The sequence below is a fragment of the Salinispora goodfellowii genome (assembly GCF_059570675.1).
On the sequence record NZ_JCANTD010000041.1, the window covers coordinates 1 to 19,512 of the forward strand.

General features: G+C 67.4%; 17 protein-coding genes and 5 pseudogenes. 15 read left to right on the forward strand and 7 right to left on the reverse strand.

Going from position 1 to position 19,512, the window contains the following annotated elements; all coding sequences use genetic code 11:
* Positions 1 to 618: IS3 family transposase (locus T398_RS23960; RefSeq protein WP_496444902.1), on the reverse strand; the 618-nt coding region annotated here is incomplete at its 3' end.
* Positions 615 to 932, reverse strand: coding sequence for a transposase (locus tag T398_RS23965; RefSeq protein ID WP_496444900.1), 318 nt, complete (start codon positions 930 to 932; stop codon positions 615 to 617). The genes T398_RS23965 and T398_RS23960, both read right to left, overlap by 4 nt.
* A gap of 55 nt (positions 933 to 987) precedes the next feature.
* On the opposite strand from T398_RS23965, the gene T398_RS23970 reads away from it, so the two are divergent.
* From T398_RS23970 to T398_RS24010, 9 genes and pseudogenes are all read left to right on the forward strand, one after another.
* Entirely contained in the window at positions 988 to 1,203 is a 216-nt protein-coding gene (locus tag T398_RS23970; RefSeq protein ID WP_496450133.1) for a hypothetical protein, read from the forward strand.
* Between the two features lies 1 nt (position 1,204).
* A complete protein-coding gene (locus tag T398_RS23975; protein WP_496450134.1) occupies positions 1,205 to 1,765 on the forward strand; it encodes a hypothetical protein in 561 nt (186 codons plus the stop codon).
* Between the two features lie 1,193 nt (positions 1,766 to 2,958).
* Positions 2,959 to 5,608, forward strand: a pseudogene (locus T398_RS23980) (AfsR/SARP family transcriptional regulator).
* On the forward strand, positions 5,605 to 6,885 hold the full coding sequence (locus T398_RS23985) for a hypothetical protein (RefSeq protein ID WP_496450135.1): 1,281 nt from the start codon (positions 5,605 to 5,607) through the stop codon (positions 6,883 to 6,885). The pseudogene T398_RS23980 and the gene T398_RS23985 overlap by 4 nt, the downstream one beginning before the upstream one ends.
* A 187-nt stretch (positions 6,886 to 7,072) precedes the next feature.
* Entirely contained in the window at positions 7,073 to 7,447 is a 375-nt protein-coding gene (locus T398_RS23990) for a hypothetical protein (RefSeq protein WP_496450136.1), read from the forward strand.
* 428 nt (positions 7,448 to 7,875) lie between these two features.
* On the forward strand, positions 7,876 to 8,220 hold the full coding sequence (locus tag T398_RS23995; RefSeq protein ID WP_496450137.1) for a hypothetical protein: 345 nt from the start codon (positions 7,876 to 7,878) through the stop codon (positions 8,218 to 8,220).
* A gap of 2 nt (positions 8,221 to 8,222) precedes the next feature.
* The gene (locus T398_RS24000) at positions 8,223 to 8,537 is read left to right on the forward strand and encodes a hypothetical protein (RefSeq protein ID WP_029126055.1); all 315 of its coding nucleotides are present in this window, start codon (positions 8,223 to 8,225) and stop codon (positions 8,535 to 8,537) included.
* Between the two features lie 13 nt (positions 8,538 to 8,550).
* Positions 8,551 to 9,348 (forward strand): hypothetical protein, encoded by a 798-nt coding sequence (locus T398_RS24005; RefSeq protein WP_496450138.1) that lies wholly within the window; start codon positions 8,551 to 8,553, stop codon positions 9,346 to 9,348.
* Positions 9,349 to 9,503: 155 nt separating this feature from the next.
* Complete coding sequence (locus tag T398_RS24010; RefSeq protein ID WP_496450139.1) at positions 9,504 to 10,571, forward strand: integrase core domain-containing protein; 1,068 nt, start codon at positions 9,504 to 9,506, stop codon at positions 10,569 to 10,571.
* A gap of 155 nt (positions 10,572 to 10,726) precedes the next feature.
* Here the strand turns inward: T398_RS24010 and T398_RS24015 are convergent.
* A pseudogene (locus T398_RS24015) lies at positions 10,727 to 11,104 on the reverse strand (ATP-binding cassette domain-containing protein); the annotation flags it as partial.
* A gap of 287 nt (positions 11,105 to 11,391) precedes the next feature.
* Here T398_RS24015 and T398_RS24020 point away from each other — a divergent pair.
* Together T398_RS24020 and T398_RS24025 are read left to right on the forward strand one after the other, a co-directional pair.
* The gene (locus T398_RS24020) at positions 11,392 to 13,326 is read left to right on the forward strand and encodes a sensor histidine kinase (RefSeq protein WP_496450140.1); all 1,935 of its coding nucleotides are present in this window, start codon (positions 11,392 to 11,394) and stop codon (positions 13,324 to 13,326) included.
* 50 nt (positions 13,327 to 13,376) lie between these two features.
* A complete protein-coding gene (locus tag T398_RS24025; RefSeq protein WP_496450141.1) occupies positions 13,377 to 14,033 on the forward strand; it encodes a LuxR C-terminal-related transcriptional regulator in 657 nt (218 codons plus the stop codon).
* 298 nt (positions 14,034 to 14,331) lie between these two features.
* Here the strand turns inward: T398_RS24025 and T398_RS24030 are convergent, their stop codons facing one another.
* Positions 14,332 to 14,550, reverse strand: coding sequence for a hypothetical protein (locus T398_RS24030; RefSeq protein WP_496450142.1), 219 nt, complete (start codon positions 14,548 to 14,550; stop codon positions 14,332 to 14,334).
* Positions 14,551 to 14,729: 179 nt separating this feature from the next.
* Here T398_RS24030 and T398_RS24035 point away from each other — a divergent pair, with 179 nt between their 5' ends.
* From T398_RS24035 to T398_RS24045, 3 genes and pseudogenes are all read left to right on the forward strand, one after another.
* Positions 14,730 to 15,638 (forward strand): ABC transporter ATP-binding protein, encoded by a 909-nt coding sequence (locus T398_RS24035; RefSeq protein WP_496450143.1) that lies wholly within the window; start codon positions 14,730 to 14,732, stop codon positions 15,636 to 15,638.
* Positions 15,639 to 15,697: 59 nt separating this feature from the next.
* The gene (locus T398_RS24040) at positions 15,698 to 16,441 is read left to right on the forward strand and encodes an ABC transporter permease (RefSeq protein ID WP_496450144.1); all 744 of its coding nucleotides are present in this window, start codon (positions 15,698 to 15,700) and stop codon (positions 16,439 to 16,441) included.
* A gap of 14 nt (positions 16,442 to 16,455) precedes the next feature.
* Positions 16,456 to 16,611: pseudogene (locus T398_RS24045) on the forward strand (transposase); the annotation flags it as partial.
* Positions 16,612 to 16,622: 11 nt separating this feature from the next.
* On the opposite strand, the pseudogene T398_RS24050 reads toward T398_RS24045, so the two are convergent.
* The 3 genes and pseudogenes from T398_RS24050 to T398_RS24060 form a co-directional block, all read right to left on the reverse strand.
* Positions 16,623 to 17,487, reverse strand: a pseudogene (locus T398_RS24050) (IS5 family transposase).
* A gap of 190 nt (positions 17,488 to 17,677) precedes the next feature.
* Positions 17,678 to 17,863 (reverse strand): hypothetical protein, encoded by a 186-nt coding sequence (locus T398_RS24055; RefSeq protein ID WP_496450145.1) that lies wholly within the window; start codon positions 17,861 to 17,863, stop codon positions 17,678 to 17,680.
* 51 nt (positions 17,864 to 17,914) lie between these two features.
* Positions 17,915 to 18,217 carry a hypothetical protein gene (locus tag T398_RS24060; protein WP_496450146.1) on the reverse strand — a complete coding sequence of 101 codons (303 nt, stop codon included), beginning with the start codon at positions 18,215 to 18,217 and terminating at the stop codon, positions 17,915 to 17,917.
* Between the two features lie 408 nt (positions 18,218 to 18,625).
* Between T398_RS24060 and T398_RS24065 the strand changes: the two are divergent.
* Positions 18,626 to 19,506 (forward strand): annotated as a pseudogene (locus T398_RS24065) (phage tail protein); the annotation flags it as partial.
* Positions 19,507 to 19,512: the final 6 nt, after the last annotated feature.

Sequence of the window (19,512 nt, forward strand, 5' to 3'; positions counted from 1 at the left end):
CGCTCGATATTGGACGCCCCGGTCCGAGTGATGAACGAGTCCGCCCAGGTCAGCGCCTTGATTCTCGCGGCGCCAGATCGCCATCTTCAGCGCGTCCAGGGCGAGGTCGGTGTAGAGCGAGGTGGCGACCTGCCAGCCGACGATCATGCGGGAGTGCACGTCCAGGACGAACGCGGCGTACACCCAGCCCACGCTGGTGCGCACGTAGGTCAGGTCCGCAGTCCACAGCTGATTCGGGCCTGCCGCGGTGAAGTCGCGTTTTACCAGGTCACGAGGCCGCTCGGTCTCGGCGGCCGGCCTGGTGGTCCGCGGCGACTTGTCGCGCGACAGGCCCCGCAGCCCAACCTCGCGCATCAGTCGTTCGACAGTGCACCGGGCCACCCGCACGCCGCGGCGCAGCAGCTCGTGCCAGATCTTGCGGGCGCCGTAGTTCTCGGCGTGGATCTGCTTGATCATCGCGGTCAGCTCAGCGTCGCGGCGCGAGCGGGCGCTCAGAGGGCGGGTCTTGGCGGCGTAGTAGGTCGACGGTGCGATCTGTGCCGGCGTATCTTCAAGAGCCTGCAGGACCGGCTGGACACCGTATTCGGCCTGGTGGGAGTCGACAAAGGCGACCTTCATCGCGACGGACGGTCCAGCTCCGCCGCGAAGAAAGACGCCGCGGACTTCAGGATCTGGTTCGCCCGCCGTAGTTCCCGGTTCTCCCGTTCGAGGGCGGCGATGCGTTCGGCGTCGCCGCTGGTGGTGCCCGGCCGGTCGCCGGCGTCGGTCTCGGCCTTCTTCACCCAGGTCCGCAACGCCTCCGGATGAACCCCCAGCTGACCGGCGATCCGCCGGATTGCCCCGACCGCGGACACCGGGTCCCGGCGGGCCTCGACCGCCAACCGGGTCGCACGCTCACGCAGCTCATCGTTGTACTTCTTCGGTGCCGGCATAGCTAGATTTTCTCCCAGGTTTCGATGTCTCCATCAAACCCGGGGCGGAACAGTGATGGCGCTCGTGACGCCGCTGATGTTCCGCGTCATCCTGGCCGCACCGGTCTCGGTGATCAGCGCCGCGATCGTTGGCGCGCCGTCTACTGGCATCCTCGCCATCTGCTATGCCGTGGCGGTGGCAGTGTGGTGGATGGCCCGCATCTGGACGCGCGTCGTTCATTCCTCGACCACTACTGCGGCACCCTTCCGGGCTGCGGATGGAGGTGGATGAGGTGCGCTGGCCACGGCGGCTGATGTCACTGCTGTTCCTTCTTGCACTGCTGGCCGGTCCACCGCTGGTGCTGCTGACCCTGATCGGCCCGCCCCTCCGTGGCTGGCCGAGCACGGAGCAGGCGCGGGCATGGGTGCAGCAGCCGTTGACCGAGCAGACACTCACTGCCGCGTTGACAGTCGGAGCATGGCTGGTCTGGCTGATGCTCGCCTACACCGTTGCGATGCGGGTCCTTATCCGGCTACGCGCAACCTCGGCGTGGCTGCGGCGGCTGCCGCTGCCGACGCCCTTGCAGGCCACGGCCAGCGGAATGGCCGGCGCCGCTGTCTTCGGTGTCACCACTACCAACGTCACCGCCGCCGTACCGCATTCGGTGTCGTCCGGCCCAGTCGCGCTTCAAATCCAGGCCAGTCCTGACGATTCCGGCGAGGTCACACACGAGAACGGGATCGTCGTATCAGGTGGCTGGCTGCCTCGTGACGTCGCTGCGCAGGTCACCGCTGCTGCAGCTTCGGTATGGCTACGTTGCCGCCGTGACTACCACCCGCGACACCAGCCGTGACAATTCGGACCTCGCCTCGCTGCCTCCCACCGTCGCTGCGGTGCAAGCCGCACTCGCCGACAGCCCCCGCCCACTAGCCGCACCGGCTCCATCGATCGGGATTACCGCCCTCGTTGACGTCCTGCCGGCTGGCGGCGTGGGTCTCATCGGCGTGGGCGCGCGGCCCGTCGGACGAGGATTGCTGGTCACTGCCCTCTTCGCCGGGCATCGACCTCCCACAACATCGCTGATCACCACCAAGGCAGCCCTTGCCAGTCTCCTCGGACCTGCCGCAGAAGCACTCGGCCGGCGTCTGCCGCTGACAATTGTCGACAACCTTGACGAAGCAGCGCAACTCGTCCACGCCGCCCACCACCGCGCGGAACCGCACGCCGTCCCAGGGCCCGAAGACAGGAAGTCACGTGCGGCCCGCCATCGGCAGATCGTGCTCCTCAGCGAGGAGGATGGCGACGAATCCCAGGTCAAGCACCTCGTCGAAGCGAGCGTCACCACCGCTGCCACGGTGGTCGCGTTAGGAAAATGGCCGGCCGGCCCGACCTGGCGCGCCGACTCGGCAGGCTACCTGCACAACCCCCTTGTTCCCGAGAAGACCGGGCCACGGCTGTGCGTCCTGGACCAAATGGCGGCCATCGACCTGCTCGCCCTCATCGCCGTTCCCGACCCGACACCAGTTGAGCCGACCGCTCCCCGCGCTACTCCCCTGCCCCATCCACCTGACCCGCGGCTGCCACGACAGAGCACCCGACACGAACCCACCCTCCGCCACCAGGCGGCCCGCCAGCGGCTACACCTGCGCGTCCTCGGCGATCCCCAACTCCTCCTCGACGGCGAACCCGTCACCGTCCGCCGTAGCGCCGCCCTCCACATCCTCGTGTACCTCGCCGCCCACCCCACCGGAGCCGACACCGCACAACTCACCGATGCCATCCAGGTCTTCCCCGCCGCTCCCTCACCGGACGGCTCTACACCGCCCTCAGCGATCTACGCGGCACCATCCGAGACGCCGGCGGCCTCCCCGCCATCGACCACGTCGATGACCGCTACCGCCTCAACCCCGCACACATCAACGTCGACCTGTGGCACCTCAACGCCGCCATTCACCACGCCGCCACCACGCTCACCAACACCCACACCGCGTGGCAGGCCATCCTCGACGCCTACCCCGCCGACCTTGCCGCTACGCGCACCTGGCCATGGCTCGACCCCATCCGACCGCTGCCCTCGCGCTGGCACCACCAGCACTGCTCTACCAGTCCGGCTGGCTCACCGTCGTCGATCTATCCATGGACCAGGTCCAGGCATGGGTGCACCAGCCACTGACGACCGGCTTCCTCGCTCTGCTGGTGTACGTCGGCGCCTGGCTGCTATGGATACTCCTCGTCACCGCCGTCATCGAACACATCCACCGATACCTCACCACCCGCCTGCGATGGCACCTCACCCTGCACCTACCCGGCCCCCTGCAAGCACTCGCGGCCACGCTGCTCGGCACCACCACCGCCGTCACCACCGCCGCCCTTCCCGCCACCGCGCACAGCCCCACCGCCACCGATACCGGTCTGCCTGCGGTGACACCGTCATCAGCCGCCGACGCCACGATCCGCGACGCTGCGCCGCACACACCACCTCCCTGCTCCGCCCCCTCCGAGCTGAGACACACCATCAGCTTGTCCACGACAACCAAGGCCGTTCCGACCCCCGAAACCCACAACAGCGACTCCGCTGTCGCCACCCCGCCGGCCCTGGCCCGAAACCACATCGACGCCCACTTCGTAGACCGACACGCTGACAGGAGCATCGGCGTCACCGCCGGAGACACCCTGTGGGACCTCGCCGCCAATCACCTCGGCGACCCGCACCGCTGGCGAGAGATCTACAAACTCAACCAGGGACACAAACAGGCCAACGGCTATGCCCTCACCGACCCCAATGAGATCCACATTGGCTGGATTCTCGCTGTCCCCGCCAGCCAAGCCCCACCGGTAGCCACCCCACCCCACACCGAAAGTCCTCCACCCGGCAGCTCTGACACCGCCGCACCTGAGCCCAACAAGAGCACCCAAACCGATTCACCGCCCGCGTCACTAGCCCCCAGCATTCCGGAGTCAAGCCCGTTGCCACCGACCGCCGAGCCAAGCACCCCAGCCGGCTCACCCGATGTCGACACTCCAACGCCGGATACCGCGCCCTTCGACAACCGGCCCGACCACGAAGCCGGGATCACGCTGCCGGAACAAGGCTGGATGAGCCTCGGTCTAGCCGCCGCCATCGCGGCCGTGGCCGTCCTACTGCGCCTGCAACACCGCCGCCGCGCCCGGCTGACCTTCCCGGCATCGGTGAGCAGCACGCCGCACCGCGTTCCGATGCCGCCGCCTCTGGCCCCCGTCGACATCATCGGCAGCCGCCGCCTCAATCCCGGCAACGGCGACCGTCATCGCGCCAGCCCTGCAATTGCGGCCCTGATCGGAGTCGATGCAGACGGCGCCGAAGTAAGCCTGTTCCACTTGCCCGGTCCCGGCGTCGCTCTGCACGGCGACGGAGCTATACCAGCGGCCCGCGCCGTCCTCGCCTCCGTCCTAGCCAGCAGCGCGGCCGAGACAGCCACCGCCCGCCCGATCGTGGTCACCACCGCCGGCCTACTCGCCCGGCTCCTGCCCAAGAACGCACCGACCGTCGGACTCGATCCCGACGACACTGCCTACGACGGAGAACGCCTCATCGTGCTCGCCGACACCGCAGCGGCCATCACCCACGCCGAGGAAGAGATGATCGGCCGGCACCGACTACTGGACACCTTCAACGCCGGAACGATCGCCGACCTCAACGCCCGCACCGACCACGCCGAAACCCAGCCCCCGTACGTGCTACTCATCGCCTCCAGCCCCCGGCACACCGCTCGTCTCCACGCCATCGCTACCCACCGCGCCATCCTGGACCTGCACCCCGTCATCCTCGGCCACCACGACGACATCCCCACCCTCAACATCAGCGTCGAGGGCACCGCCAGCGGCGACGAACCGCCCCCGGTGACCCGGCTGTCCACCCTCGGCGCGGACAACCTCGCCGCCATCCTCTCCATGTTCACGGAGGCAACAGCCCGTCCCGAAGCCGGCACCGACATCGACGAGCCGCCCACCAAGACCTCACCAGCCCCAGTGACCGCCGACACGAACGAGCCGATACCAGACCACCCCGACGACGGGGCGGACCCTCGACCAGCTCTCCACCGACCTGCACCCCGACACCGACCCGGGCACCGCCGGCAAACGCATCCGCACTGACATCAGCACCATCCGGCGAGTGCTACGCACCGCCACCGACACGGAGGCCATGTTCGTCGTCTACGACCCGGCGACCAACCGCTACCGCCTCGACCCCGAACTGATCGCCGTGGACCTGTGGCAAATGCTCACCACCATCGAGCGCGCCAACCGAGCCAAAGACGACACCGCCGCGCTCACCGCGCTGCGGCAGGCGGTCGAGTTGTATCGGGGTGACTTCGCCGACGGCGGCGACCACCCCTGGATCCTCGACCACGCCACCACCTACCGGCACCAGATCCTGTCCGCGCTCGCCCGCATCGCTGAGATCACCGAGCCCGATCACCCGGACCAGGCGGTAGCCGCCCTGGAACGTGCGCTGGAGTACGACCCGGTCAACGAGGAGCTACACCAGCGGATCATGCGCATCCACGGCCGCGCCGGACGACCCGACGCCGTGCGGCGCACCCTACGCCGCCTCGAGCAATGCCTCGCCGAACTGGCTGACGCCGAACCATCCGAGGCCACCCGCCGCGTCGCCGCACGCCAACTCCAGCCCACCACCGCCGGGGACCGCAGATGACCAACAACCCCCACACTCAGCTCCAGGCCAACCACGACACCGCCGAACGCCCGGGCCGCAGCCGACCGCCGTGCGACGGCAGCGCAGGCTGGTCAGCGCGGTGGGCGTACCCGTTCTACGCCGTGGCCGTCAGCGGCGCCGTGATCGGTCAGACCTGGGTCGCCCTCGAGCACCTGTCCTGGTCGCCCGCCGTGCCGGTCCCGGTCCGGGTACTGATGGTGCTGCCGTTCGCGCTGTGCCTGGAACTACTGACGATGGCCCTCGCCGCGATGGCCGACGAACGGATGCGCCTCGGTGAACGCGCCTACGGCCTGCGTGTGTTCTCGAGCGCGGTCGCCGCCGTCGCGGTCGGTATCCAGGTAGCCGGGCACTGGCCAGACCTGTACTGGGCCGCCGTGTTCGGTGTGCTGTCCAGCTCGGCATACGCACTGTGGATGCTGCACGCCGCCGCCCGCCGACGAGACGCCCTCCGCGCGGCCGGCAAACTCGCCGACACCGCCCCCGACTACGGCCTATGGCGGCGGATACGCCACCCGATCCTCACCGCCCACGCGGCAGAGTTGGCCCGCGAAGGCCACCGCGACGCCATCACCGGCCAGTGGCGCCCCCTCGCCCTGTTTGAGTCTCTACGCGTCGCCGAACAGGCCATCAGCGCCGAGAAACGCCGCCCGGCAGTCGCCCGGGCCGTCGCTGAAGTCGTGCGCGCTGACCAACACGACCCCCACATGGCTGACATCGCGGTTCGTACGTTGGATCTGGACCGGGTAGCGGCCGAACTGGCCTCCCGCGTCGACTACACCGCCTGGGCTGACCGGCTAGCACCCGCCATCACCGCACCCACACCAACCCCGACCAACAGCGACACCAACAAACCCGACCCGCCCGAGGCGGCGTCAGGGGCCAAACAGCCACATCACCCTGCCTCCGCGCCTGTCCCCAACGCCAGCAGCCCGCGCCCCGAAGCCCAACCTGCACCCAAGCCGGACTCACACGACCACGACGACGAGGAGTACGGCCCAGACGACGACGTGGACGACTTCAACCCCGATGACGGTGTTGACCTTGTTTCAGACCTCGTCCCACTGCTAACCGCTGCTCGGGCCGCCCGCGACGAGCTGACCCGCGAGGGACGGACCGTCAGCCGTGACGCCCTCGCGCATCGTCTCCGCCGTAGCGGCCACGCCATCCGCAACAACCGTGTATCCGACCTGCTCAACGCGCTACGTCGCGAAGAAGCTACCGGCAACGATGGCCCGAACGCGCTGCGGAAGGGGTAGACACAGATACTCCAGATTGTCCGTTATTAAACTCTCCTGCCAGAGGGTTGCGGGGCGCCCGGATCATGCAGCACACTGGCTTGCCGTGGGCGGCGACCGTTCGTTGTCGCCAGCGATCTTCCTAGGGGAGGTTGACGGGGGAACGGTGCAGCAAGGTCTGTCTTCGCGCAAAAATCGTCCTACTAGGATGTTTCTTCTTCTCTGGGCGATAGTGCCAGTCTGCGAGCTTCCCGTCGTCGCTCTCGTGATTTCCTCTTCTCCGGACGTGGCCTCAGATGCGGTCTTCGGCTCGACCGGTTCGCAGGTGGTGACCTTACTTTCGTTGGTGCTTGCGCTGGTCGGTGTTGCGCTTGCCTGGAAACAGTCTTCGGTCCGGCCTCGCCGGATCGTGGCCGCCCTACTCTGGCTGACCTCTGGGCTACTGGCGACGCTGACGCTCGGGTACCTGGTGAACGGAACATGGGCAGGATTGGCGGTCTTACTCGCGCACTCCGCGGTCGCGGCGGGCGTCATCGGATGGGCGCTGGTACGGCGCGTAGTGACGGCTCAGCCGTCAACCTAGGGGCGTTGAGGTCAGCATGAGTGAGGACTATTTAGCCCGACTCCGTGAGATTCAGAAGCGTGCACTGGAGCTTCAGCGTGCAATCAGCGCGATGCAGGCCCAGCCACACCCGAGCGGCGCGCGAGGCACTGACCCGACCGGCTTCGTCGTGGTAGCCGTGGAGTCAGACGGTCTGCCATCACGTATCGAGGTAAACACTGGTTGGCAACGCCATCTAGCGGCTGACGAGATAGGACCATCCGTGTTGCTTGCCTTTCAGCAGGCGGTAGCCGAGGCTTCACGGGCATGGTCCGAGTCCCTCAACACCGAAAGCGTGCGCTCCCTCACTCCCCCGCATCTCCGAGGGGAGACCACATCGCCGGTGCCAGGAGGGAGCGGCGAAGCTGCAATGGTTCAAGCTCAGCCGATGGGGTAGCCCGCGTGACCCGTTGAGCCTGACAGAAGAAGTGCTCTCAGCGCTAAAGGTGACACGCGACCAGGCCGCCAACGCATCACCAACTTCAATGGGCTGGGGCAAGGATCGGGCCGTGTCGATCACGCTTACCCCTACCGGCTTGCAGGCTTGTACGGTTAGCCCGCCGTGGGCGATGCGAGAGGGGGCCGCTGGCATTAATGCGGCATTTGCTGAGGCGTTGAGGCAGGCACGCGCTGCCCTCGAGGAGGATGCCACCCGCCGCAAGTCGGTTGCGCAGAACCTCGATGAGCTCGCGCACCAAGCACTCGCCACGTTGACCGGGTTTCAAAATTCGACCCACTCGTCGAAGGAGCGCTGAACATGTCGTCCACCAACGATCAACAGGTAGCCGTAGCAACGGACGCGCTACGGATCGAGGCGGGCGAGTGGGACCGGCAGAGTACGGCGATCGGGGCAACCGCTGCCAAGGTTGTGAACATGGAGCTTGGCCGGGTGGAAGCTGGCCTATTTCAACTGATCGTCTCCCCCTACAACGAAGTTGTCCGGCACGTTAGTCAGCGCTGCCTCGAAGGGCAGGCTGCTATGACTGAGGTCGCGAACACCCTGCGCCAGGTCGCCGATACCTACGACGAGGAAGACCGCAGTAACGAGCACAGCATTCGGAACATCTACTAAACTAGGGTGCGTCGTGGACTTCAGTAAAGCCCAGTTCGAGGGATTGTTGGCGGACATCGGCGCAGGCTTGGACGACCTGAACATGCGCCTTAACCAGGTCGAGCCGGCTGCCATTGCCGCCGCTGGCCGCTGGTTCGTCCCAGACTTTATCGCCGAAGAGATCTTGTGGCTTGGTCGAGAATCATTTAAGATCGGCAAAGAAATCTTCAATTTCCTCCTCGATCTCCTAAAAGGTGCCACTGCCCCTATTTTCATGTTCCTGGATGCCTGGGACTGGATGGACGTTCACGGCTCCGCCTCGGGGGTGGGCAGTGCTATTTCGTCACAGCACTTGGTCGTTGACAACTCCGACTGGTCAGGCAAGGCGAGAGACGCTTACGTCAACAGCGTTGACAGTCATTCTGGTGCCGCCTCGCACATCAGCGCCATCGCATCGAGCACGTCGAACCACCTTCTCCTATGCGCGGGTGCTGGCGCATTATTCTACTCCACGCTCGCCGCTGTGGTCGCCAAGCTCATAGCAGCAACTATCACCGCGATCGCCGCTCTGGGCTCTGCAGTCTTTTCCCCGGTTGGCGCCGCACTAATCCTAGAGGAAGCCGGCGTAAACACTGCAATCGTCTGGACGGCCATTTCCACCCTATCGACCTTCCTCGCTTCGCAGGCCTCAGCAATGGTTAGCCTCCACGGCGAGGCCGTGGACAACAGCTCCTTCCCTGCTGGGAAGTGGCCGTCGCCCAACTCGTCAACGTTCAACGACGCCACGGTCAAGGATGGGGACGCAGACTGGTCACTCGCGCCGCCGAAGTAGTAAGTCGCCCCGACCCAGAGCGAGCACCCCGGGATAGCGGGGCGCTCCATGATTGGACTGACTACCGGTTACCGGCCCGCATCATCTGCCTACCTGCCACGGCGAGTAGCCGTTGAGCGGTTCGCTGTGGGATGCCCAGGCGTTGGGCCTGACCTGTGTCGCTGCGCCTGCTCTACCTCGTGTTCTGCCGCATCGCCGGATGGCTCGCCCTCCTGGCCAGCACCGGTGCGGCCAAAGACGTGGAGATCTTGGTGCTCCGTCACGAGAACGCGGTCTTGCGCCGGCAGAATCCGACACCGCACCTGGACTGGGCAGACCGAGCGGTGCTCGCCGCCCTGATCAAATTCCTGCCCCGGGCGTTGGCGGCGCACCGGCTCGTCACTCCGACCACGGTCATGCGCTGGCATCGGCGGCTGGTCGCCCGCCACTGGACATATCCCAACCGGTCCGGCCGGCCGCCGACCGACCCAGCCATCACCGCCCTGGTCGAGCGGATGTCCCGGGACAACCCCGGCTGGGGCTACCAACGCATCCACGGCGAACTGCTCGGCCTCGGCCACCGTGTGAGCGCGTCCACGATCCGGCGGATCCTCAAACGGTTGGGCATCCCACCGGCGCCCGTGCGCCGTGACCACACCACCTGGCGACGGTTCCTCCGCGCCCAGTCGTCGACCATGTTGGCCTGCGATTTCTTCCACGTGGACTGCGCGCTCACCCTCAAGCGCCTGTACGTGTTCTTCGTGATGGAGGTTGGCAGCCGCTACGTGCACATCCTCGGCATCACTGCCAACCCGGACGGAGCATGGACCACCCAGCAGGCCCGCAACCTGCTCATGGACCTCGGTGACCGCGCCGATCAATTCAGATTCCTTATCCGGGACCGGGCCGGGCAGTTCACCGCAGCCTTCGACGCGGTGCTGGCCGATGCCGGCGTCACCGTATGCAAGATCCCGCCGCGAAGCCCGCGAGCAAATGCCCACGCGGAACGGTTCGTCCTCACCGTCCGCAGCGAGCTCACCGACCGCATGCTCATCGTCAACGAACGACATCTACGCCTGACGCTCGATGAATATGCCAGTCACTACAACGGCCGACGACCACACAGGTCGCTGCAGTGGCAGCCTCCACGATCCGACCGGCCCGTCGTCGACCTGGCCCACGAGCGGGTCAGACGTCGCCCAGTCCTCGGCGGGCTGATCAACGAGTACGAACGAGCCGCGTAGACGGCCCTGCTCAGAGTCGGTGACAGGGTTATGAAACCCCACACGTCCATGTCGTGGGTGGTAAGCACGACTGTCACCCCCTGCGAGCGCAGCTGCGCGACCCGCTCATGCACGAACAGGCGCGACTGCGGGTCCAAACCGGTGACGGGTTCGTCGAGGAACAGGACGCGCGGCCGGTGCATGAGGGACCGCGCGATCATGACGCGCTGCGCCTGGCCGCCGGACATGAGGTCGACGCGGGAGTCGGCGAGGTTGTCCAGGCCGAGCAGTCCGATCATCTCGTCGGCCAGCGGGTTCCGCTCGACGCGCCGGACGCCGTGGTAGGCGGCGTGGTAGCGCAGGTTCTGGCGCACCGTCAGAGAACGGTCCAAGTTGTTGCGCTGAGGGACCACGGCGAGCGCCCGCCGGGCCCTCGCCGGCTCGGCCACGATGTCGACGCCCGCCACCTGCGCCCGCCCCGAAGTGGGCCGGATCCTCGTGGTCAGCATGCCGATCGTGGTGGACTTGCCGGCGCCGTTGGGGCCGAGCAGGCCGAAGACCTCGCCCTACTCGACCGAGAAGCTGATGCCGTTGAGGGCGGGGACGGGGTTCGCCGAGTACGATTTGCGCAGCTCATCGACAGTCACGACTTCGGTCACGAGCCCAGGTTAGGGCGCCGACGCGGTTCGCCTAAGGCCCATCGAGCCGCTCTGGGGCAGCGAATCCGATCGCTAGGGGGCACTAGGGGCCCCACGCTCCGTCCGGTCATGGCGGATGTAGCGATGGCGGATGCTGCGACACTGAATCTGACACCGATGCAGGGTGCGATGCGGAGGTAAGCGTGCGGCAACGGCTGATGGCATTGGTGCGCGGGCTTGCGCTCACCGCGCTGGCGGTCGTGGGTGTCGTCGTGTTGGTCCTGTCCTGGACCCTGACTCTACTCGGCGTGCTGTCTGCGACCACGGCGGCTCGGCGCTTCACCGGCCTGATACGGCGGCTGGTGCGACGCTGGTGCGGGCCCACGATCGAAAGTCCGTACCGGCCAGCTCCCCCGCCGCCACAACCGGATGCGCGCGGCCGCTACCGGCTGGGCAACCAGCTGTTCCGCTCGCCCGCCCTGCCCTCCTACCAACACCGGAGCCGGTGGCTCGCGACCGATTCCGCCACCCACCGCGACAACGCCTTCCTACTGCTCGCTCCCGTCGTCGCCGCCGTCACCGCGTTGCTCCCCACCGCGCTCGTCGGCGGTGGCGCCCTGCTGGCCGCGGTCCGCGTCCCGGGGTCGTCCGGGTGGGCGGCTGTTTCGGCGGGAGCGACGCTAGCCGTGCTCGGCGTCGCGATCGCCCCCGGTGCGACGGCGGCGTACGGGCACTTCGCCGCTCGCCTGCTGGGGCCGACGGGGCGGACCCAGGCGCGGTCGGGGGCGCACCGGGCGATGACCGCGGTGCTGCGGGGACTCACGGCGCTGAGCGGGGTCACAGTCGCGACGCTGCTCGCCGGTCCCAACCTCCTTCTCGCCGTGCTCGTCACGGCGACTCTGCCGCTCGGCGGGGGCTGGCTGCTACCGGCGGCCCAGCGGGTCGCCCGGCCCGCGGTCTCTGCGCAGAGGCGGCTGCTGAGTCGGTGGGCGGGTCACCCAGTCGTCGATCCCTACCTCCCCGCGCCCGCCCCCCCGACGCCACGCCGCGACGGGCTCTACGAGGGCGGTCGTACCCTCTATGACTCGCCGCACCCGGTCGAGCGGTTGGCACGCTACGCGTGGGTGATGCGGGATCCGGCGACGTGGCGTGACCTGGCCTGGACCGCCGTGCAACCACTCACCGCCGTGGTCACCGGCACGATCGTCGCCGCCACCGGCTACGCAGCAGTGGCGCTGGTGTGGCCGTGGGTGTGGTACCTCCCGACCCGCCCGTGGCTGGATTACGACCCCGCCGAAGCGTGGAACGGGCTCCTCAGGGCCGTAGGTCTGCCGGCGGGCACTTCCGCGGTCATCGGTCTCGTCGTCGGGCTGGCCGTGGTCGCCGCCGGGTTGCTGGTTGCACCCGCTGTGCTGCGGAATATCGGGTGGGTCGGCGTCAAGCTGCTCTCCCCCACCGCCTCCGCGGTCCTCGCTCGGCGGGTGCAGGAGCTCTCCCACTCCCGATCGACCGTCAACCGTTCGCAGGTGGCCGAACTGCGCCGCATCGAGCAGGACCTGCACGACGGCGTGCAGGCAGGCCTCGTGTCGATCGGCATGCAGCTCGACACCGTCGAGCTGCTGCTCGACACCGACCCCGTTCGGGCTCGCGAGGTGATCGGCGACGCCCGTCGCGGGCTGCGCCGAACCCTGTCGGACCTCCGTGCCGTCGTCCGCGACATCCTGCCGCCGGTACTGGCCGAGCGCGGGCTCGGCGAGGCGGTTCGAGCGCTGGCGCTGGACGCCCCGCTCGACGTCGACGTCGACGTCGACGTGCCGGGCCGCGCCGAGGCAGCGGTGGAGTCAGCGGTCTACTTCGCACTGCGGGAGCTGCTGACCAATGTCGCCAAACACGCCGCAACCGACCAGGTGCGGCTCACGCTGCGGTTCAAGGGTGGACATCTTGAGGGCTCGGTTCGCGACGATGGCGCGGGCGGTGCCGACCCGGCGCGCGGTACGGGCATGCAGGGGCTGCGCCGGAGGCTCGCGGCGTTCGACGGCGAGCTGACCGTGATCAGCCCTCTGGGCGGCCCCACCGAGGTGACGCTGCGCGTGCCGTGCGAGAGCTGGGAGCAGGATCCGTACTGCCGGAACGGGTAATCGGCGGCGGCACTAGGATTGGTGTCCGGCCCCTCACCCCCGGAGTGCTTGTGCGTATCGTCTTGGCGGAGGATCTCGCCCTGCTCCGCGAGGGCCTCACGCACATGCTGGCCGCGCGCGGCATCACAGTCGTCTCCGCCGTGGACACCGGGCCGCTGCTGCAGGAAGCAGTCCGGGAGCACCGTCCCGACCTCGCCGTCGTCGACGTCCGGCTTCCCCCAACGTTCACCGACGAGGGTGTGCGCGCCGCCCTGGCGGTGCGCCAGGAGTACCCGGGGTTTCCGGTGCTTGTGCTCTCCCAGCACGTCGAGCAGCTTTACGCCCGGGAGCTGCTCGCTGACCGTGCGGGTGGTATCGGCTATCTGTTGAAGGACCGAGTCCTGGGCGGCGACCAGTTCGTCGATGCCCTGCGGCGGGTGTCCGAAGGCGGCACGGCGCTCGACCCGGACGTGATCTCGTCGTTGTTCGCGGCAAGCAGGAGGCGAGGTCCCCTCGCCTCCCTCACGCCTCGGGAGCGCGAGGTGCTGGAACTGATGACCGAGGGTCGTTCCAACGGCGGGATCGCTCAGCGGCTTTACTTGAGTGAGGGCGCGATCAGCAAGTACACCACCAGTATCTTCGCCAAGCTCGGCATCACGGAGTCGGTGGAGGACAACCGCCGCGTGCTGGCCGTCCTTGCTTACCTCGACCATTCCCGAAGGTCTTGAGGCGCTCCGACCGGCCTTTCGCCTGATCGCCGGATCATCCGAAGCACTGTCATCCGGTGCACCGACACCGACACCGCTGGCGCTTCGGTGGCCTATCTGTGTTCCTCCGCCTGTCGGCCGGGGCACGAACACGGGTTCTGTCCACTCGACCCGGAGCTCGGCATTGCCTGGCCGGTGGCTGAACCCGTACTTTCCGGCGCCGCCGAGATCCTCGTGCCGTCGCCGACAATCTCCTCGAAGGGACGACAGTCCAGCGTTACCGTGAGCCGTCACGGTTCCACCGTCACGGCGGTGACGATCAGCCGTGCCCAGTGGTGAACCGGCCGCCGAACGTGCGGATCGGCGTGTCCGGTAGCAGCACGGTGGCCCTGAAGCTGCCGGTTGACGGGCTCACCGCCAGCCGCGCTTCGTCGAAGTCGAGCCGCCGGCGGGTCAGCGGAACCACGCCATCTACACCGACTCCCTTGGCGCGAAACAGCAGGCGGTCCCAGTGGACCCCCGGGTGGGGCTCGGGCAAGTGAGGCGCGCATCTCACGCTCGGCAGGGACGGTAACCGATTCCTCCACGCCGGCCGGGAGCGGACCGAGGTGGGGGAAGCCCCACCAAAGACGGGGCCTTGGGACATATCTCCGCAGTGAGTGCCGAGCCTAGGTTCGATGTGGACTGACAACCGGCCGGCCGAGAAAGGGAGGAAACATGCCGATCATCGAAGTCGAGGGCCTGACCAAGCGCTACGGAGACCACACAGCGCTGAGAGATGTCAGCTTCTCCGTGGAGGAAGGCCAGATCTTTGGTGTCCTGGGACGTAACGGGGCGGGCAAAACCACCACAGTCGAGTGTATTGAAGGGCTGCGCCGGGCCGACTCGGGCCGCATCTCAGTAAACGGGCTGGACCCGACCCGCCACGCGGCCGAGCTGAGTTCTACCCTCGGAGTGCAGCTGCAGGACGGGGCGCTGCCGGACAACATGAAGGTCTGGGAGGCGCTGGACCTGTACAGCTCGCTGTATCCCACCCCTTTGAACTGGCGCGAGCTCCTTGAGGAGTGGGGTCTGGCGGAGAAGCGGAACGCGCGGTTCGGCAAGCTGTCGGGCGGCCAGAAGCAGCGGCTGTTCATCGCGCTCGCACTGGTGGGCGACCCGCGGGTCGCGATCCTCGACGAGCTGACCACGGGACTCGACCCGCAGGCGCGGCGCGACACCTGGTCGCTGGTCGAGCGGATTCGGGACCGCGGGGTCACCGTCCTGCTCATCACGCATTTCATGGACGAGGCCGAGCGGCTCTGCGACCGGATCGCCGTGTTCGACAAGGGCACCGTCGCCGCCGTCGGCTCGCCCGACGAGCTGATTGGCCGCGCCGGTCCCAGGCAGCGAGTGTCGTTCGTGCCGTCGCTACCGATCAGCGACGAGGACCTGAACGGGCTGCTGGGCGTGGAGGCGGTCGTGCGCGACGGCGACCAGGTGACTTTGCACGGTTCGAGTGACCTGTTGCAGGCCGTGACGACGAGCTTGGCCCGGCGGGAGATCGTTCCCGTCGGTTTGAGCGTGGAGAACACCGGGCTCGAGGAAGCCTTTCTCGCGCTGACCGGCGAGGAGCGGAGCCGGTGAGCGTTGAGGAGGACACCGGCCACCCGACGACGAAGCAGCGAGGACGAGGAGGCAGCCCCGTGGGCGCACTGCTGAAGATGACACAGATTGAGACGAAGCTGCTGCTGCGCGACCCGGCAACCGCGATCATGGTGGTCGCACTGCCGCTGTTCCTGATGACAATCTTCTCGCTGATGCCGGGGTTCAACGAGCCCTTCGACGGCTTCGGCGGCGAGTCCGTGGTGGACACCTTCATCCCCGGCGTGACTACCGTGGTCGTGCTGTCCGTGCTGGGCCTGAGCGTAATGCCAGTTTACCTGGCGACCTACCGCGAGCGGGGCGTGCTGCGCCGTCTAGCGGTCAGCCCCGCGTCGCCGTGGCTGCTGCTCGCGGCGCAACTGCTAGTCAACGCCATGCTTGCGATCGCGGGAGTGGCGCTGATGACCCTGTTCGCCGCGCTCGTCTTGGACGTGTCGCCGCCGGGCAACCCCGGCGGGTTCGCCCTGGCATTCCTGCTGGCGACGTCGACCGCGCTGGCCATCGGTACGCTCATCGGCTCGCTCGCCTCGAACAGCAAGTCAGCCACCGCCATCGGACTGGCTGTGCTGTTTCCGCTGATGTTCCTCGCCGGCGTGTGGTCACCGGTGGATATGCTGCCCGGCACCCTGTCCACCATCGGCGCGGCCACCCCGCTGGGTGCCGGCCTGGCGGCCATCCGTGCCACGTGGGCGGGGGGCGCCCCGGAGCCAATACACCTGCTGCTGATGGTCGGCTACACGGTCGTCTTCGGCGCCATCGGCACGCGTTTGTTCCGTTGGAGCTGAGCGAGGTGTGGTGCGGGATCCTGTTCGCGCCCTACACCGCGATCCCGCGGGAGTACCTGCCCCAAGAACTCAGGTTCGGGTCGGGGATGACCTGCGGGCGCAAGTTGCGGGACTGGAACGACGCCGACGTGTGGCAACGCCTGCACGAAGTCCTGCTCGGCAAGCTGAGAGGACGTCTGATTCACGTATTTTGTGCGTGTTGTGGTTGTAGTGGTTCTCGCCAGGTTGGGGTGGTTTCGGCGGTGAGGCGTTTGGCGAGGTTGTCGATCATGGCGAGGGTGATCATGCTGGCGGAGTTGTCGGGTCGCGCTTCGTAGTCGCGGACGAGTCGGCGGTGGTGCATGAGCCAGCCGATGGTGCGTTCGACGACCCATCGCCGTTTGACCACGCTGAAGCCTTTGGCCTGGGGGTCTTTGGTGACGGTCTCGACGTCGACGCCGAGGGCGGCGCCGTGTTCGACGACGCGGTTTTTGAAGCCGGCGTCGACCCAGGTTTTGGTGAGGGTGGGCTGGGTGGTGGTGGCCTGGTTGAGCAGGTTGATGCCGATGGTGTTGTCGCTGGCGCTTGCGGCGGTGACGGTGACGGCGAGGAGGAGGCCGAGGGTGTCGGTGATGATGCCGTGTTTGCGGCCGACGATTTTCTTTCCGCCGTCTGTGCCCTGTGTGGATAGTGGGACGTTGGTAGAGGTCTTCACGCTCTGGCTGTCCATCATGGATGGCTGTGGGTGTGATTGTGCGGCCGTGGTGGTCGCGGACGAGGCCGGTGAGCTGGTAGTTGAGTTCGGTGAAGATGCCTTCCTTGCTCCAGGCGGCGAAGTAGCCGTAGACGGTGCGGTACGGCGGAAAGTCGTGGGGTAGGTAGCGCCAGGCGATGCCGGTGCGGTTGATGTAGAGGATGGCGTTGAAGATGTCGCGCAGGTCGTGGGTGGGGGTACGTCCGCTGACGCCGGCGTCGGTGCGGGCTTGCCGCCAGGCGGTTAGGCCGGGTGCGATGAGGGCCCAGCGGGCGTCGGACAGGTCGGACGGATAGGGGCGCCGTTCGGTCATGAAGCAGGCGTACGGTGTCGGGGCCTCGACCTGGCGGACGTCATGTCCGTCAGTGCGGGATGAAAGTGAACCAGACACGATCCCGGGGTAATATCCGCTGAAACCGGGTAGGCCTATGTCTACCGATATGTTTTCTTTCTAGGTCGGGTCGGGCATCTCGCGCTACCGAGGTCGAGGCGCGAATCGGCCATTACCGGCCCGAAGATGAAGCAAACGTCTGCAGAAGTTGACCGAGCAGCCCCCGGCCCTGGTTACGCAACCCGAGCGGGGCGAGGACGAACTGTTTGGCCAGCCCTGGCAGCTTGGTCAGCAGCCACAGCATCGTGACGCAGACCAACACTCCGAGCAGGCCGCTGGTGGTGGCCGGAACGCCCATGAGGACCAGCCCATGGGGGGGTGAGGAACACCCTCACTGTGGCCAGGACGATCACTTCGAGATCACCGCCCCGAGGGCCAGCCGCGGCGCGATCTCCTTCAACCCGTAAGCCGTCTGCAGGGTTTCCCGGGAAGTGATGATCAACGCGCCGGCGATGATGAACAGCACGTAGATGCCGTTCGCGGCGACCAGGCTGGTCGTCCAGATCGCCCTGACGTGCTCGCTGCCGGTCAGATCCGGGGTGGACAGCGCTGTGCGGCCGAGAGTGTCCATCACCGGCGTGAGACCGGTCTTGGCAATCCACAGCAGAAACTCGTTGATGGCCTTACGGATCTGCCCGGGGATATCGAACATGCCAGGGTCGTCGTCCCCGCTATCGGGTGGTGGTGCTGCGGGCGGGGACAGCCCTGGGGCCGGGGCGGGTGTCGGCGGGGACCACGGGGCAGGCGGGGTCGTTCCTCCGGTGGCGGCGGGGGAATCGGCGACGGTGTCTCGGGCACGGGGACCGGTGTCGGGGACGGCCCACCCGGAGCGGGGACGGGTTCCGGGGACGGCTGCGCCGATACCGTCCCCGCGAACACGGGACCGCTGGCAAGCCCGATGCCGAGCACCACGACCACCAGCCGGACCCGACGGCGCGACAAGGCGGAGTAAGAGTGGGTCATCAGGCCACCCACTGGCCGACGATCGTGACGAACAGCGGCGCCAGCAGCGCTGGTTGACAAGCTCGCCCAGGCGGTGCCCTACATTGAGGCGACTTTCGGCTGGCTGAGCCGTAACTCCGGCTGGGTAGGGCCGTTGGCGACCGGGCTGGGAGTCCTCGCCGGAGTGATCGGCACGATCATCGTGGCCCTGAAGGCATGGGCGGCAGTACAGATGGTACTGAATCTGGCGCTGTGGACTTCGCCGATCACATGGATCGTCCTCGCGGTCGTCGGCCTGGTCGCCACTATCGTGCTGATTGCCACGAAAACGACGTGGTTCCAGGACCTGTGGCGCGCCGCTTGGGGTGGCATAAAGGATGCCGCCGGCCAGGTGGCGAATTGGGTCGCCGACCGTTGGAACCGGCTGACAGAGGTGCTTTCATTCGGGGTGAAGGTGTGGTGGTTGACGTTTTCGGGGTCCTGGCGCAAAGTCGGTGAGCTTGCTCGCACCGTCTTCGACTGGATCGTCGATAAGGGCTCCGCGTGGCTTGGCTGGGTGGCCGGGCTTCCCGGGCGGGTTGGACGGGCGACGCGGGGACTTTTCGACGGGCTCAAGGCCGCCTTCAAAAGCGCCCTGAATTGGATTATCGGCAAATGGAACCGGCTGTCTTTCCGTATTCCCGGGGTCAGCGTCCCCGGACTGGGCCAGGTGTGGGGTGGCGCAACCTTGTCCACCCCGAACATTCCGTACCTGGCGAAGGGCGGGACCGCTCTCGCGCCAGGTCTCGCCGTGGTCGGCGAGCGCGGCCCCGAGCTGGCATACCTCAACCGCGGGGCCACTATCCAGCCGCTCGCGGCCGGAGCGGCTACGACCGCACCGGGTCGGCTGCTACTCACTGGGGAGTTCCGGGTTCGTGGCGGGATCTGGTCATGGTGCTGCGGGAGCAGATCGCCGGCCGCGGCGGCAACGTGCAGCAGGCCATCGGATCCGACCAGTAGGGAGAC